General features: G+C 63.3%; 14 protein-coding genes and 1 tRNA gene. 8 read left to right on the top strand and 7 right to left on the bottom strand.

Features of this window, described 5'->3' with window-relative positions; all coding sequences use genetic code 11:
- Position 1 precedes the first annotated feature (1 nt).
- The 6 genes from AC07PT_RS09045 to folC all read right to left on the bottom strand — a co-directional run bounded on the left by AC07PT_RS09045 (position 2) and on the right by folC (position 5,919).
- Positions 2-77, bottom strand: a tRNA-Ala gene (locus tag AC07PT_RS09045).
- Between the two features lie 96 nt (positions 78-173).
- Positions 174-1,580, bottom strand: coding sequence for a glutamate--tRNA ligase (gene gltX, locus AC07PT_RS09040; RefSeq protein WP_492346988.1), 1,407 nt, complete (start codon positions 1,578-1,580; stop codon positions 174-176).
- Positions 1,581-1,656: 76 nt separating this feature from the next.
- Positions 1,657-3,162 carry an amidophosphoribosyltransferase gene (gene purF / locus AC07PT_RS09035; protein WP_492346987.1) on the bottom strand — a complete coding sequence of 502 codons (1,506 nt, stop codon included), beginning with the start codon at positions 3,160-3,162 and terminating at the stop codon, positions 1,657-1,659.
- A 13-nt stretch (positions 3,163-3,175) separates the two neighbouring features.
- Positions 3,176-3,661 (bottom strand): CvpA family protein, encoded by a 486-nt coding sequence (locus AC07PT_RS09030; protein WP_492346986.1) that lies wholly within the window; start codon positions 3,659-3,661, stop codon positions 3,176-3,178.
- 23 nt (positions 3,662-3,684) lie between these two features.
- A complete protein-coding gene (locus tag AC07PT_RS09025) occupies positions 3,685-4,581 on the bottom strand; it encodes an SPOR domain-containing protein (RefSeq protein ID WP_494656485.1) in 897 nt (298 codons plus the stop codon).
- Positions 4,582-4,593: 12 nt separating this feature from the next.
- Entirely contained in the window at positions 4,594-5,919 is a 1,326-nt protein-coding gene (gene folC, locus AC07PT_RS09020) for a bifunctional tetrahydrofolate synthase/dihydrofolate synthase (RefSeq protein ID WP_494656484.1), read from the bottom strand.
- A gap of 48 nt (positions 5,920-5,967) precedes the next feature.
- Between folC and AC07PT_RS09015 the strand changes: the two genes are divergently transcribed.
- From AC07PT_RS09015 to AC07PT_RS08980, 8 genes are all read left to right on the top strand, one after another.
- Positions 5,968-6,339, top strand: a complete 372-nt coding sequence (locus AC07PT_RS09015) for an arsenate reductase (protein ID WP_494656483.1) — start codon at positions 5,968-5,970, stop codon at positions 6,337-6,339.
- Positions 6,340-6,471: 132 nt separating this feature from the next.
- Entirely contained in the window at positions 6,472-7,044 is a 573-nt protein-coding gene (locus AC07PT_RS09010; protein WP_494656482.1) for a glycine zipper 2TM domain-containing protein, read from the top strand.
- Between the two features lie 148 nt (positions 7,045-7,192).
- Positions 7,193-7,510, top strand: coding sequence for a pyrimidine/purine nucleoside phosphorylase (gene ppnP, locus AC07PT_RS09005; RefSeq protein WP_492346981.1), 318 nt, complete (start codon positions 7,193-7,195; stop codon positions 7,508-7,510).
- 20 nt (positions 7,511-7,530) lie between these two features.
- Complete coding sequence (argG, locus tag AC07PT_RS09000; protein WP_492346980.1) at positions 7,531-8,868, top strand: argininosuccinate synthase; 1,338 nt, start codon at positions 7,531-7,533, stop codon at positions 8,866-8,868.
- Positions 8,869-9,201: 333 nt separating this feature from the next.
- Positions 9,202-11,556: an ATP-binding protein gene (locus AC07PT_RS08995; RefSeq protein ID WP_494656481.1), complete on the top strand. Its 2,355-nt coding sequence runs from the start codon at positions 9,202-9,204 to the stop codon at positions 11,554-11,556.
- 19 nt (positions 11,557-11,575) lie between these two features.
- Complete coding sequence (locus AC07PT_RS08990) at positions 11,576-12,325, top strand: methyl-accepting chemotaxis protein (RefSeq protein WP_494656480.1); 750 nt, start codon at positions 11,576-11,578, stop codon at positions 12,323-12,325.
- Positions 12,322-12,879, top strand: coding sequence for a hypothetical protein (locus AC07PT_RS08985; protein WP_494656479.1), 558 nt, complete (start codon positions 12,322-12,324; stop codon positions 12,877-12,879). Before AC07PT_RS08990 ends, AC07PT_RS08985 begins: the two co-directional genes overlap by 4 nt.
- Positions 12,880-12,896: 17 nt before the next feature.
- Positions 12,897-13,262 (top strand): response regulator, encoded by a 366-nt coding sequence (locus tag AC07PT_RS08980; RefSeq protein WP_494656478.1) that lies wholly within the window; start codon positions 12,897-12,899, stop codon positions 13,260-13,262.
- A 29-nt stretch (positions 13,263-13,291) separates the two neighbouring features.
- On the opposite strand, the gene murB is transcribed toward AC07PT_RS08980, so the two are convergent.
- Positions 13,292-14,365 carry a UDP-N-acetylmuramate dehydrogenase gene (murB, locus tag AC07PT_RS08975; RefSeq protein WP_494656477.1) on the bottom strand — a complete coding sequence of 358 codons (1,074 nt, stop codon included), beginning with the start codon at positions 14,363-14,365 and terminating at the stop codon, positions 13,292-13,294.
- Positions 14,366-14,392: the final 27 nt, after the last annotated feature.

The following is a 14,392-nucleotide window of genomic DNA, read 5'->3' as shown; positions in this document are numbered from 1 at the left end:
GTGGTGGAGGTAAACGGGATCGAACCGATGACCTCTTGCATGCCATGCAAGCGCTCTCCCAGCTGAGCTATACCCCCACATCTAGCTTGATCTAACTTCAAGTTAGCTCATTTGTCTTCAACATCGTTTTATTTATGTCGTTAACTCCTGAGCCTCAAATTATAGTCACATTTTTAGGCGTTTCGCAATCTCAGCGAAATTTTTTCTCGACCGAGCAATTCAAGCAGTGCATCGACCGACGGCGTATGCGCCGTACCAGCCGTGAGAACACGCACTGGCATCGCCAAGTGCGGCATCTTAAGGCCAAATTCGGTCAGTGTTTCCTTGATGGCCGCGGAAATTGAAGGCTTGTCCCAGGCACAGACCTGCAGACGGGCATCCAGCGCCTGGAGCGCTGGGCGCACCGCATCCGTGACGTGCTTGGCCAGTTCGTCGGCCTGGGGGCTGACTTCTTCAGCGTAGAACACCTTCACCCAGTCGGCCAGGGCCACCAAAGTGTCGCAACGATCCTTGAACAGGCCGCAGATGGCCGGCAGGCGACCATCATCCAGGCCCGACAAGCCCAGTTTGGCAGCGAAGGGCAACACCAAGCCAGCGAGGGTCGCATCATCGAGTGCCTTGAGATGCTGTGCATTCACCCAGCGCAGCTTGGCCTCGTCAAACTGGGCGGCGCTGCGCCCCAGGTGATCCAGACTGAACCAGCCCAGGAACTGCTCACGACTGAAAATTTCATCGTCACCATGCGACCAACCCAGTCGCGCCAGGTAATTGACCATGGCATCGGGCAGGTAGCCCTCGTCACGGTATTGGGTCACCGGCTTGGCGCCGTTGCGCTTGCTCATCTTTTCACCCTGCTCATTGAGCACGGTGGGCAGGTGGGCATACACCGGGGGCTCTTGGCCCAGCGCACGGAAGATGTTGATCTGGCGCGGCGTGTTGTTCACGTGGTCATCACCACGGATCACGTGGGTGATCGCCATGTCGATGTCGTCAACCACCACGCAGAAGTTGTAGGTCGGCGTGCCATCGGGACGGGCAATCACCAGGTCATCCAATTCATCGTTGCTGATCTCGATGCGCCCTTTGACCTTGTCCTCCCACACCACAGAACCTTCCTGGGGGTTCTTGAAGCGCAGCACCGGTTGCACCCCCTCGGGGACCGGGGGCAGGGTTTTGCCAGGTGCCGGACGCCAGGTGCCGTCATAGCGCGGCTTTTCCTTGGCCGCCATCTGACGTTCACGCAGCGCATCCAGCTCCGTCACACTCATGTAGCACGGGTAGACGTGGCCAGCAGCCTGCAACTGAGCCAGCACTTCCTTGTAGCGCGCCATGCGCTGCATTTGGTAGAACGGCCCCTCGTCATGGTCCAGGCCCAGCCACTTCATGCCTTCAATGATCACATCGACCGCGGCCTGGGAGGAGCGCTCCAGGTCGGTATCTTCGATGCGCAAGACGAACACGCCCTGGTTGGCGCGGGCAAAGGCCCAAGGATAAAGCGCCGAGCGGATGTTGCCCAGGTGGATGAAGCCGGTTGGCGAAGGCGCGAAACGCGTGCGCACAGTGGGGGAAACGGTGGTCATGGTGTTCAGTTCTAAAAGGCCACTGGCCACCGAAGTGGCCAGGGCGAGGTGAAGGGCAAAAAAGGCCTTGGCGGGCTCAGGCCTCCTGGGCGTTGGGCAAGGCCAAGCGCGAGGTATCGGGCTCGCCTTCTTCCTGTCCCACACGGTTCTCGTTGAGGCGGGCGATGTCGTCAGAGGTGATGTCGCCGGTCACGTAAACGCCGTCAAAGCACGAGGCATCGAAGCCGCTGATGCTGCTGTTGAGAGAGCCGATGGCGGCCTTCATGCCATCCACATCCTGGTAGATCAGGGCGTCGCAGCCGATGATCTGGCGCACCTCTTCGACTGTGCGGTCATGGGCCACCAGTTCAGAGCTGGTGGGCATGTCAATGCCGTACACATTCGGATAACGCACCGGCGGAGCTGCGCTGGCCATGTAAACCTTGTTGGCGCCAGCATCGCGTGCCATCTGCACGATCTCGCGGCTGGTGGTTCCGCGAACGATCGAATCATCGACCAGCAGCACGTTGCGGCCCTTGAACTCGCTGCCGATCACATTGAGCTTCTGGCGCACCGACTTCTTGCGCACACCCTGGCCCGGCATGATGAAAGTGCGGCCAACATAGCGGTTCTTGACGAACCCTTCGCGGTAAGGGATACCCAAGAGGTGTGCCAGTTGGGTGGCGCTGGGCCGGCTGGACTCGGGGATCGGAATGACCACATCGATCTCACTCGGGGGCACCGTGGAAACCACCCGCTTGGCCAGGCTCTCACCCAGGTTCAGGCGGGCCTGGTAGACCGAAATATTGTCCAGCACCGAGTCAGGGCGAGCCAGGTAGACAAATTCAAAAATGCAGGGATTGAGCTTGGGGTTGTCGGCGCATTGCTGAGACGACATCTGACCCTTCAGGTCAATGAACACGGCCTCGCCCGGCTCGACGTTGCGCTCGAACACATGGCCTGTGCCCTCCAAGGCCACCGACTCACTGGCCACCATCACGGTGCCATCCGCACTGCGGCCCATGGCCAAGGGACGGATACCGTGAGGATCGCGGAAAGCCAGCAGGCCATGACCCGCGATCAGGGCGATCACGGCATACGAACCCTTGACCCGCTTGTGCACTGCACGCACGGCCGTGAACACCTCTTCAGCCTGCAGCGGCAAGCCGCGGGTCGCGCGTTCCAACTCATGGGCGAACACGTTGAGCAGCACCTCCGAATCACTTTCGGTATTGGTGTGACGGTGATCGGTGGAAAACAGCTCCGAACGCAGGGTCTTGGCATTGGTCAGGTTGCCGTTGTGCACCAGCACGATGCCGAAAGGTGCATTCACGTAGAAGGGCTGGGCCTCTTCCTCGCTGTAGGCATTGCCGGCCGTGGGGTAACGCACCTGACCCAGGCCCACCGATCCCGGCAGTGCCCGCATGTTGCGGGTGCGGAAAACGTCACGCACCATGCCTTTGGCCTTGTGCATGAAGAATTTGCGCTCCTGCTGGGTCACGATGCCGGCCGCATCCTGGCCGCGGTGCTGCAACAGCAGCAAGGCATCATAGATAAGCTGATTCACAGGGGCGTTGCTGACAACGCCGACGATTCCACACATGACAAAACCCCGATCAAGGAAGATATCTTCCAAACTGTGCCGGCAACGCCGGCTTCAAACCATCCAGCACCGCCGCAAGCACCGGTGCACCTTTTGACTCCTGCCACCATCCGCCCTCGTGCAGCGGCGTGACCTGAATCACCACCGCCACCGCGAGCAACAATACCGCCCCGCGAACCAGGCCAAACAAGGCCCCCATCGCGCGGTCTGCGGGCCGCATACCGATGGCCGCCACCAACTTCTGCGCCATGAAAGCCACCAACGCCGAGGCAAAGATGGCCGCCACAAACACCACCAGAAAACCAGCCGCATAACGCAACGATCCATCAGCAGATCCGAGCGGCAAGTACGCCGCAGCGTCCAGGGCAAACCACTGCCCGGCGATGAATGCAACCACCCATCCAGCCAGTGAGACCGTCTCATACACCAACCCCCGCCAGGCGCCGATCACCAGGGACACCCCCAGCACCGCCAGCAGGACCATGTCCGCTACAGCCATCCGTCAGCCTTATGCATCACTGCTCACAAGGTCAGGATGGATGCTGGAAGATCAAGTGACTTGATGCGCGAGGCCGCTTTGTCGGCCTCTGCCTTGCCCGCAAAAGGGCCCACACGCACGCGAATGCGCTTGCCGTCACCGGTCTCGATCACCTGGGTATACGTTTTCAGCCCTGCCTTTTCCAGCTTGAGTCGGGCGTCGCGAGCCTTGGCAGCATCACTGAAGGCGCCCACCTGCACGATGAAGCGGGCACTGTCTGCGGCGGCAGGTGCATGAGGCGCTTCAGCGGCACTCTTGCCTTCGAGCAAGGCACGCGCCCGGGCTGCGTCCTCCGCAGCCTTGCCATCGGATCTGGTTTCGGGTTTGGGTTCCGGCTTCGCTTCGGCCTTGGCCACGGCCCGGGCTTCAGGCTTGGGTTCGGGTTTGGATTCCGGCTTGGGGTCGGGCTTTCGCTCCGCGCGGGCCTCTGGCTTGTCTTTGTGCTCAGACTTGGATTCGGGCCTGGTTTCGGCCTTGGCCTCAACCTTGGGTGCTTCCTTGCGCGGTTCAGCGGCCGGTTTGGCGGCGGCTCGGGTTTCTGTGCGCGGGCTGGAGGAAGGCACCACCTCTTCGTCAGGGCCGATGCCTGAATCAGACACGCTGCCGACGGTCACCGGCGGCGTCGGCAAAGCCAGCGCAGGCGACTTGTTCTTATCCGGGATGGCGATCGGGATGTCCACCGGAATCGGTCGGGGCTGAGTGTCGAACAGCAGCGGAAAGCCCAACACGCCAGCCAAGACCAATACGGCGGCACCGATCAATCGATGGCGGGCGCGGCGGCGCAGCACTTCCACACTGTCACCTTGCGATGAAGCCGGCGGCCGCTCGTCACGGCCTTTGGAAGCGCCCCCCAGGGGCCAGCGAAACTTGAAAAAAGCCATGAAGTGTGGGCGTCAGGCGTCCAGATGTTTGGCGTGAAGGCGGGGAATGCCGTCTTTGAGAACACCACCCACCGTGAAGAACGATCCAAAGGCCACGATTCTATCAGCCGGGTCTGCGGCGGCCACGGCCGCCGCCAAGGCCTGCTGAGGATCCGGGAAGGTGGCCGTGCTGACCTCACGTCGCCCGCCCGCCACCATCTGCAGTGCGTGCCACTTGGCTTGCAGCCCGGCGGCCGACTCGGCGCGCGGGGTCGGCAGGTCGGTGAAATACCAGCGATCCACCAAGGGAGCAATGCGCGCCAGCATGGGCCCCAGATCCTTGTCGGCCATCGCTCCCAGCACCGCATGGGTACAGGGATAGAAGCCCATGGCGTCGAGATTGGCCGACAAGGCCGCCACCGAATGGGGGTTGTGCGCCACGTCCAGCACCAGCGTGGGCTGGCCCGGCACGATCTGGAAGCGACCGGGCAACTCCACCATGGCCAGCCCATTGCGCACCGCCTGGGCTGTGATGGGCAGGCGTTCGCGCAAGGCCGTCAAAGCCGCCAGCACACCAGAGGCATTGACCAATTGGTTGGCGCCGCGCAAGGCGGGGTAGGCCAGACCGCTGTAACGGCGCCCGCGGCCGGCCCAACCCCATTGCAGCTTGTCGCCTGAGAAATTGAAATCCGTACCGAAACGCCACAGATCAGCACCGATCTCCAGCGCCCGATCCAGCACGCTTTGCGGCGGCAGCGGGTCACTCACCACCACCGGGCGACCGGTGCGCATGATGCCGGCCTTCTCCAGGCCAATCGTCTCGCGGTCGTGGCCCAGGTACTCCATGTGATCGAGGTCGATGCTGGTGATGACGGCGCAGTCCGCATCGATCAGGTTGACCGCATCCAGACGCCCGCCCAGGCCCACCTCCAGGATGGCCACATCCAGCCCGGCCATCGACAGGCAGCGCAGGATCGCCAGCGTGGTGAACTCGAAATAGCTCAGCGACACCTCATCGCCCCGCAGGCGCGCCAGCTCAACGGCCTCAAAGTGCGGGAGCAGGGCTTCGGGCGTGACGATCTCGCCATGCACCCGGCAGCGTTCCTGAAAATGCACCAGGTGCGGCGAGGTGTACACACCGGGACGGTAGCCGGCCTGCAGCAGGATGGCCTCCAGCATGGCACAGGTCGAGCCCTTGCCATTGGTGCCCGCCACCGTGATCACAGGCACGTCAAAACGCAGGTCCATGCGACGCGCCACCTCGCGCACGCGGTCCAGACCCATCTCAATGTTTTTCGGGTGCAGCCGCTCGCAATGGGTCAGCCAGGCGTCCAGGGTGGTAGGCAGGGGATTTCTCATAAGACCCAGGATTGTCGCGCAGCACGGCCTGCTGCATCATCTCGGCCCATGAATCACCCCAAGATCACCGTCTACGGCATCCCCAACTGCGACACCGTCAAGAAAGCCCGCCAATGGCTCACCGAGCAAGGGCTGGCATTCGACTTTCATGACTTCAAGAAACAAGGCGTGCCCGAGGCCGAGCTGGACGCCTGGCTACCGGCCCTGGGCTGGGACAAGCTGGTGAACCGCCAAGGCACCACCTTGCGCAAGCTGGAACCAGCCTTGCAAGCCACGGTCCAGGACGATGCCGGCGCCCGCGCCCTCATGCTGCAGCAACCCAGCGTGATCAAGCGCCCCGTCGTTGACTGGGGCCCCCAGGCCCAACCTCGCTTCACGGTGGGCTTCAAGGCCGAAGCCTGGACGCAGCGTAGCCGCTGAGTCGGGCCTCACGTCCTGTTACATCCATTTACAGCCGCGCCGACACACCTCAGGAACCCGCTCTCTAGACTGCGGGTCAACCCTGAAGCGCCCCCAAGCGTTCAGCAAACAACACTTGAACTGAGGTTTTCCATGAACAAGCCCTTTGTCTTCGGCCTGGCCCTCTTGAGCACCGCTCTGTTGGCCGGCGCAGCGTCGGCCCAGGAAATGGCCCGAGTGGTCTCCACCACCCCCATCATTCAGCAGGTGGCGGTGCCCCAGCAGGTCTGCACCAACCAGCAAGTCGCCACCCCCGGCACCACCTCAGGGGCCGGTGCGGCCATGGGCGCCGTGGCCGGCGGTGCCGTGGGCAATGCGGTGGGCGGCGGCAGCGGCAAGGCCGTGGCCACGGTGATCGGTGTGCTCGGGGGGGCCTTGCTTGGCAATTCGATTGAGGCCCCCAGCCAGCCCCAGGTGCGCAACGTCCAGAACTGCAGCACCCAGACGGTCTATGAAAACCGGACCGTGGCTTACAACGTGACCTACGAATACGCTGGTCGCCAGTACACGGTCCAGATGCCCAACGACCCTGGCCAGTACCTGCCCGTGCAGGTGAGCCCGGTCATCAATGGCCGTGTCAGCCACCCCGGCTACCCGGCCTCGGGCCCGCAGCCCGTGACGGCGCCGGTCTACAACAACACGCCCCAACCCTACCCGGCCCACTGATGCGCGATGCGCGATGGGCACGGCAGTGAGTCTGCGCGCCCGGGCACAGGCCCGCGGCGTGGCCTAAAATCGAGGTTTGCCCGAATTCGACTTCTTGCGCAACGCCTGCAGGTCGGCTTGTGGCCTCACCTCCAACGGATTCACCTCCATGACCACTGAAACCATCCAGAACGTGGCCTTGACCACGAAAGCCAACGTCTACTTTGACGGCAAGTGCGTGAGCCACGGCTTCGCCCTGGCCGACGGCACCAAGAAAAGCGTCGGCGTGATCCTGCCCGCCACGCTGACCTTCAACACCGGCGCCCCGGAAATCATGGAAGGCGTGGGCGGCTCGTGCGAATACAAGCTGGCTGGCAGCACGGAATGGGTCAAGGCAGGCGCGGGCGAATCGTTCAAGGTCCCCGGCAACTCCTCGTTCGAGATCCGCGTGACCGAGGCTTACCACTACATCTGCCATTTCGGCTGATCCACCCACTAGGACCGAACATGGCCACCATTCTGCAAGACCTGCCCCTGGGGCAAAAAGTCGGTATCGCCTTCTCCGGCGGCCTGGACACCAGTGCCGCGCTGTTGTGGATGAAGAAAAAGGGCGCCCTGCCCTATGCCTATACGGCCAACCTGGGCCAACCCGACGAGCCCGACTACGAAGAGATCCCGCGCAAGGCCAAGCTCTATGGCGCTGAGCAGGCTCGCCTGGTCGACTGCCGCACCCAACTGGCCCACGAAGGCATTGCCGCCCTGCAGGCCGGCGCCTTCCACATCTCCACCGCGGGTGTGACCTACTTCAACACCACCCCGCTGGGCCGCGCCGTGACCGGCACCATGCTGGTGGCCGCCATGAAGGAAGACGACGTCAACATCTGGGGCGACGGCAGCACCTTCAAGGGCAATGACATCGAGCGCTTCTACCGCTACGGCCTGCTGACCAATCCGGCCCTGAAGATCTACAAGCCCTGGCTGGACCAGAAGTTCATCGACGAACTCGGTGGCCGCGCCGAGATGTCGGCCTTCATGACCGCCGAAGGCTTCGGCTACAAGATGTCGGCTGAAAAGGCCTACTCGACCGACTCCAACATGCTGGGTGCCACCCACGAAGCCAAGGACCTGGAAAACCTCAACAGCGGCATCCGCATCGTCAACCCCATCATGGGTGTGGCCTTCTGGCGCGACGATGTCGAGGTGAAGCGCGAAGAAGTCAGCGTGACTTTCGAAGAAGGCCAGCCCGTGGCTCTCAATGGCATCCAGTTCAATGACCCCGTCGAACTGATCCTGGAAGCCAACCGCATCGGTGGCCGTCACGGCCTGGGCATGAGTGACCAGATCGAGAATCGGATCATCGAAGCCAAGAGCCGAGGCATCTACGAGGCCCCCGGCCTGGCCCTCCTGCACATCGCCTACGAACGCCTGGTCACCGGCATCCACAACGAAGACACCATCGAGCAGTACCGCCTCAACGGCCTGAAGCTGGGTCGTCTGCTGTACCAGGGCCGCTGGTTCGACCCGCAAGCCATCATGCTGCGCGAATCCGCCCAGCGCTGGGTGGCCCGCGCCGTCACCGGCACCGTCACGCTGGAGCTGCGCCGTGGCAACGACTACTCGCTGCTGAACACCGAAAGCCCCAACCTGACCTACGCGCCCGAGCGCCTGTCGATGGAAAAGGTTGAAGACGCCCCCTTCTCACCAGCTGACCGCATCGGCCAGCTGACCATGCGCAACCTCGACATCGTCGACACCCGCGACAAGCTGGGCATCTACACCAATGCCGGCCTCCTGTCGTTGGGCGGCAACTCGCCCCTGCCCTCGCTGCCGCGCAAGCAGGACTGAGCAACACCCACCCCAGATGCCGCCCAGACGGGCAGGCATCCCCCAAGCCAGCGGCCACCAGCCGACTGGCTTTTTTTGTTTTGGGCCTCTGCGGCCCACGCAGAGCACCGCCATCACGGCGCCGTGATTCATGGAATCGTCATGGTTTCGCCATCGACAGGTCATGGCACCCCGGGAAGATCAACGCCCAAGCCCGGCCCCAGGTCGGTCCGCTCCCATGGACTGGCACAGGCGACCGGGGCGCCCACCCACCGTGTCACCACCGCGCCGAACGCAACAGCCACAAGCTGCTATCGAGCGGTCGGTGCCCCGCCCATCGCGAAAGACACCGCCATGAACATCCGCCAACGCATCGTGTTGCTGATCACCTTGACTTTTCTCGCCCTCAGCTCGATCGGTACCTTTGCCGTGTTCCAGTCCCACGGCAGTGCCTCCGAGGTGCGCAGCGTGACCGAGGGCGTGGTGCCCAGCGCCCTGCACTCGGTGGAGTTGCAGGGCCAGCTCAAGGATGTGCAGATGGCCGCCATGAGCATGGTGGCCGCCCCCGATGAGCAGACCGTCGCCCGCACCCGCGACGAGCTGGCCCAGAAGAAGGAGATCCTGCAAAAGGCGCTGGACCTACAGCTTCAGATGGCCGACAGCAGTGCCCAGAAAGGGCTGGTCAAAGAGGCCGCAGAAAGCCTGAAGAACTACTTCAGCGCCATCGACGACACCGCCAACTTCAAGCTCAAGGGCATGAAGGACATGGCCGAGGCCAACATGGGTGCCACGGTCGACCAGTACCTGCGCGAACAAGGTGCCCTGCTCGACACCCTGCAGATCGAAAAGCGCCGCAGCAAAGATGCGGCCATCGAGAGCATGAACAGCCACCTGACCAGCACCACCACCACGCTGACCATCGCCACCGTGCTGGCCGTGCTGCTGCTGGTGGCCATCGGCCGCATTCTGTACCGCCAGGTGGTCCACCCGATCAAGGACATGGAATTGAAGATGACCGAGATCGCGACCAGCCAGGACTACACGCACCGCCTGCCCGTCACCCGGCAGGATGAGGTGGGGCGCTCGATCGCCGCATTCAACACCATGATCGAAAAGATCGAGGAAAGCAGCGCTCTGGTGCGCCAGAAGACTGCCGACATCCACGCCATGCTGCACAACGTGCCCCAGGGCATTCTGACGATCGAAAACGGCAACACCATCCACCCCGAGTTTTCTGACTTCCTGAGCACCGTGCTGGAGACAGAAGACATCGCCGGGCGCGACTTCTTCGAGGTGATCTTTGCCGGCGTGAACCTGGGTGCCGATGCCCGTTCGCAGGTCGAAACCGCGGTAGCCGCCTGCATCGGCGAAGACCGCATGAATTTCGACTTCAATGCCCACCTGCTGCCCTGCGAGGTCGAAAAAACGCTGCCCGATGGCCGCATCAAGATCCTGGACCTGATCTGGTCACCGATCACCAACGAGCAAGACACGACCGAACGATTGCTGCTGTGCGTGCGAGACGTGACCGAACTCAAATCCCTGGCCAAGGCGGCCGACGCCCAGAAACGCGAGCTCGCCATGATTGGCGAAATCCTGTCGGTGCCACAAGACCGCTTCGACAACTTCCTGGTGGGCGCGCGCCAGTTTCTCGACGAGAACCTGCAAACCCTGCAAGCCACCGCCAACCAGAACGACGCCACTCGGCGCGGGCACCTGGACCTGCTCTTTCGCAACATGCACACCGTCAAGGGCAATGCCCGTACATATGGGCTGAACACCCTCACCGACGCGCTGCATCAGGCCGAGCAAAGCTACGACGATCTGCGCCAGAACCCGACCCTGGCCTGGAACAACGAGCGATTGGAGGCCGAGCTGACCCAGGCCCGTCGTGCGTTGGAGGAATACGCCAGCCTGAACGCCGACAAGCTCAGCCGCGGCCAGAAGGCCCCCGCCGGCGAGACGGCACACACCGTGTCGCAGGCCGAAATTCAGCACACGCTGCAAATGCTCGAAGGCGTGGACACCAGCGACCTGAGCGCTGCGGCACAGGCCATCCGGGACATTCAGTGTCGGCTGGCCACACTGGGCAGCCAAAGCCTGCAAGAGGCCTTGTCCGGCGTGGTCGAATCGCTCCCCTCCTTGGCCCTGGAGCTCGGCAAAGAGGCCCCCAAGGTGGTGGTGGCCGACCACGGCGTGCTGCTGCGCCCGGCGGCCATTCCTTTGCTTTCCAACGTGTTCATGCACCTGCTGCGCAATGCCCTGGACCACGGCATCGAGCCCATCCTGGAGCGTGTGGCGGCTGACAAGCCCATTGCCGGCACCCTTCGCATCGACATGCAGCTCGATGGCCAGGGCCTGTACCTCACGCTGCGCGATGACGGGCGAGGCCTGGCGTTGCAACGCATCAAAGCCAAAGCGATCGAGCAAGGCCTGCTCGATGCCAGTCAAGAGCTGGCGCCCCAAGACCTGGCCCAGTTGATCTTCGCCCCAGGCTTCTCCACTGCCAGCAAAGTGACCGAGGTGTCCGGCCGCGGTGTCGGCATGGACGCGGTGAAGATGTTTGTCGAATCAGCCGGCGGCCGCATCGAGTTGCGCTTGCTGGCTGAAGCGCCCCTGCGCGACCACGCACCCTTCGAAACCCGGATCCACCTCCCCGCTTCACTGGGTGTGCACGCTGTGGCACCACAACGCCCCCAAGTCGTTTGAGCAAGAAAAGGCACGCAAGATGACGATCACGCTGATGCTGACCCTCCTGATGGGCGCCATCGTCTTGAGCCTGATGTTGGGCTGGCGCGCACGCAGGCTGCACGCCACCCTGCAGACCATGGTCCCCCGACAACGGCTGGACGACAACGATCAACTTGCCCAGGCCAGGATCGACGAACTGCAAGACCAGATCCATGCCCTGGAACAACGCCTGCACGAAGCCCAAAGGCAGTGGGACACCCGCCAGCAAACCCTGATCGGCGAGCAGCAACTCCGACTGACCCACAGCCTGGCCCAAGCCAGCCAGACCCAGAACCAGATTGCCAGCCAGTGCAACACGCTGGACCGCTCCATCACCGAGCTGCGCAACGTGGGCAAAACCTACGAACGCTGGCACGCCAGCATGGACTTCCTGCTCGGCCACAACCGGGCCATGCACAACAAGAACGACGAATTCGCCTCCATCGTGCGCCAGTTGGTGATCGTGGCGCTCAACGCCTCGATCGAAGCAGCGCGCGCCGGCACCATGGGGCGCGGCTTTGCGGTCGTGGCCGACGAGATGCGCTCACTGTCGGTGCGCGCCGAAAAGCTGGCCCAGGACTTCCGCAGCAGCCTGTACGAGAACGACTTGATCACCACCACCACCTTCCAGGACATGCAGGCCGGCGGCAAGATGATCGTGGGCGCCGTCACCGGGCTGGAGTTGCAGAACCGCAAGATCCTGGGCCTGGTCGACGGGCTGCAAAGTGCGCAGGAGCCTTGCGCATGATCAGCCAACGTGCCAAAGCAGGCTTCGATCGCATGGTCATGCAGGGCATGAGGGCCTCATTGGTCAAGCCGGGGGACGTGGTCACCGATTTGTCGGCCGTCCCGGCCTGGCGCCAGCCCCCGGCCAGTCACGCCGTGGTGCTGAGCGTGGCCTCGCTGCTGTTTCGCATGCTCGTCGTGGTCTATTTCAGCGACACCCCGGCCCTGCGTCGCCATTTCGCCGGCCTGAGCCGCCAAAACGCAGAAGACCTGTCCCACCAGGCCTTTCTGGATGCCGTCTGCGAGGCCGGCAACCTGTGCTGCGGCAGCGTCAACCGCGACCTGGGTGGCCTGTACGCCTGGGTGGGCATGTCCACCCCCCACATCGTCGAAAGCCACTGCACCCGCCACCTTGGCATCCTCAAGGCGGGGCATCTGCAGCACTTTCAACTGCTGCTCGATGGTGAACCACCGCTTTACCTGACCTTGTGTGTGAGCGAGTCCGAAGACCTCGACTTCGACTTCCAACTCCCCGCCCCGGCCGACCAGGGCGTGGGCGAACTTGAACTGTTTTGATTGAACCAGGAGCCCCCATGGCACAAATCCTCGTGGTCGATGATTCGAGCACTGTCCGCAACGAAGTCGGCGACTTCCTCAAATCGAATGGCCTGGGCGTGTCCCTGGCCGTCGACGGCCGAGACGGCCTGAGCAAGCTCCAGGCCGATCCAGCCCTCAAACTGGTGATCTGCGACGTCAACATGCCCAACATGGACGGCCTGACCATGGCCGAAAAAGTGCGCAGCGAGCTGAAGAATAGCAACGTCAACATCATCATGCTGACCACCGAAAACTCACCCGCCATGAAAGAGCGCGGCAAAGCCGCCGGCATCAAGGGCTGGATCGTCAAGCCCTTCAACGGCCCGGCCGTGATCGCCTCGCTCAAGAAGATGGTGGCCTGAACCGGCCCCACCGGCCCGGGCCCCGGGGTTCAGATCACCACGGGCTCGGGCTCCAGCCGGATGCCGAAGCGTTCATAGACACTGGTCTGGATGGCGCGTGCCAGCGTCATCACCTCGCCGCCGGTCACGCTGTCGGCACCTTGGCCACGGTTCACCAGCACCAGGGCCTGCTTGTCATAAACCCCCGCCTTGCCCACCGACTTGCCCTTCCAACCGCAGGCGTCGATCAGCCAGCCCGCCGCCAGCTTGATGCTGCCATCGGCCATGGGGTAATGCACGATGCGGGGCTCGCGGGCAATGATGTCGGCACATTGTTCGGGGGTGACCGAGGGGTTCTTGAAAAAGCTGCCGGCATTGCCCACCTCAGCCGGGTCGGGCAATTTGCTGCGGCGGATGTCGCACACCCAGTCGAAGATCTGCCGCGCCTCGGGCTGTTCAATGCCGGCCTGGACTCGGCGTCGCTCCAGATCCAGATAGCCCAGCTCGGGTTTCCAGGGCTTGGGCAGGCGCAGGCGCACCCGGGTGATCACGGCCCGGCCGGCCAGGCCCAGCCCCAGGGGCAGCGAGGCATCCTGCGGCGACGTGGGCGCCCGGTGCTTGAACACCGAATCGCGGTAGCCGAAGGCGCATTGGGCAGCATCGAGGCTGAAGGTCTGCCCGGTCAGCAGATCAAACGCATCGAGTGATTCAAAGCGGTCCTGCAATTCAACGCCATAGGCGCCGATGTTCTGCACCGGCGAGGCGCCCACGGTGCCCGGGATCAGGGCCATGTTCTCCAGGCCGGGCAGGTTCTGGTCCAGGGTCCAGGCCACGGTGTCATGCCAGGCCTCGCCAGCGCCCGCCTCGACGATCCAGGCGCGGGGCGTTTCGTCCAGCACGCGCAGGCCCTTGATCTCCATCTTCAGCACCACATCGCGCACATCGCCCGTGAGCACGATGTTGCTGCCCCCACCCAGCACCCATTTGGGGGCTGGGCCCAGTTCGGGGTCGGCCATCAGCTCCGCCAGATCCGCCGGGGCGCGCACGCGCACCAGGGTCTGGGCACGGGCCACGATCCCGAAGGTGTTGTAAGGCTGGAGCGGGACATTTTTCTCGACTAACATCGGCGATATTGTCTCATTTGCCCTGGT

It is taken from the genome of Curvibacter sp. GW821-FHT09D12 (genome assembly GCF_059416245.1).
Note: the sequence above shows the minus strand (reverse complement) of the source record. Positions and strands in the feature narration are given on the sequence as shown.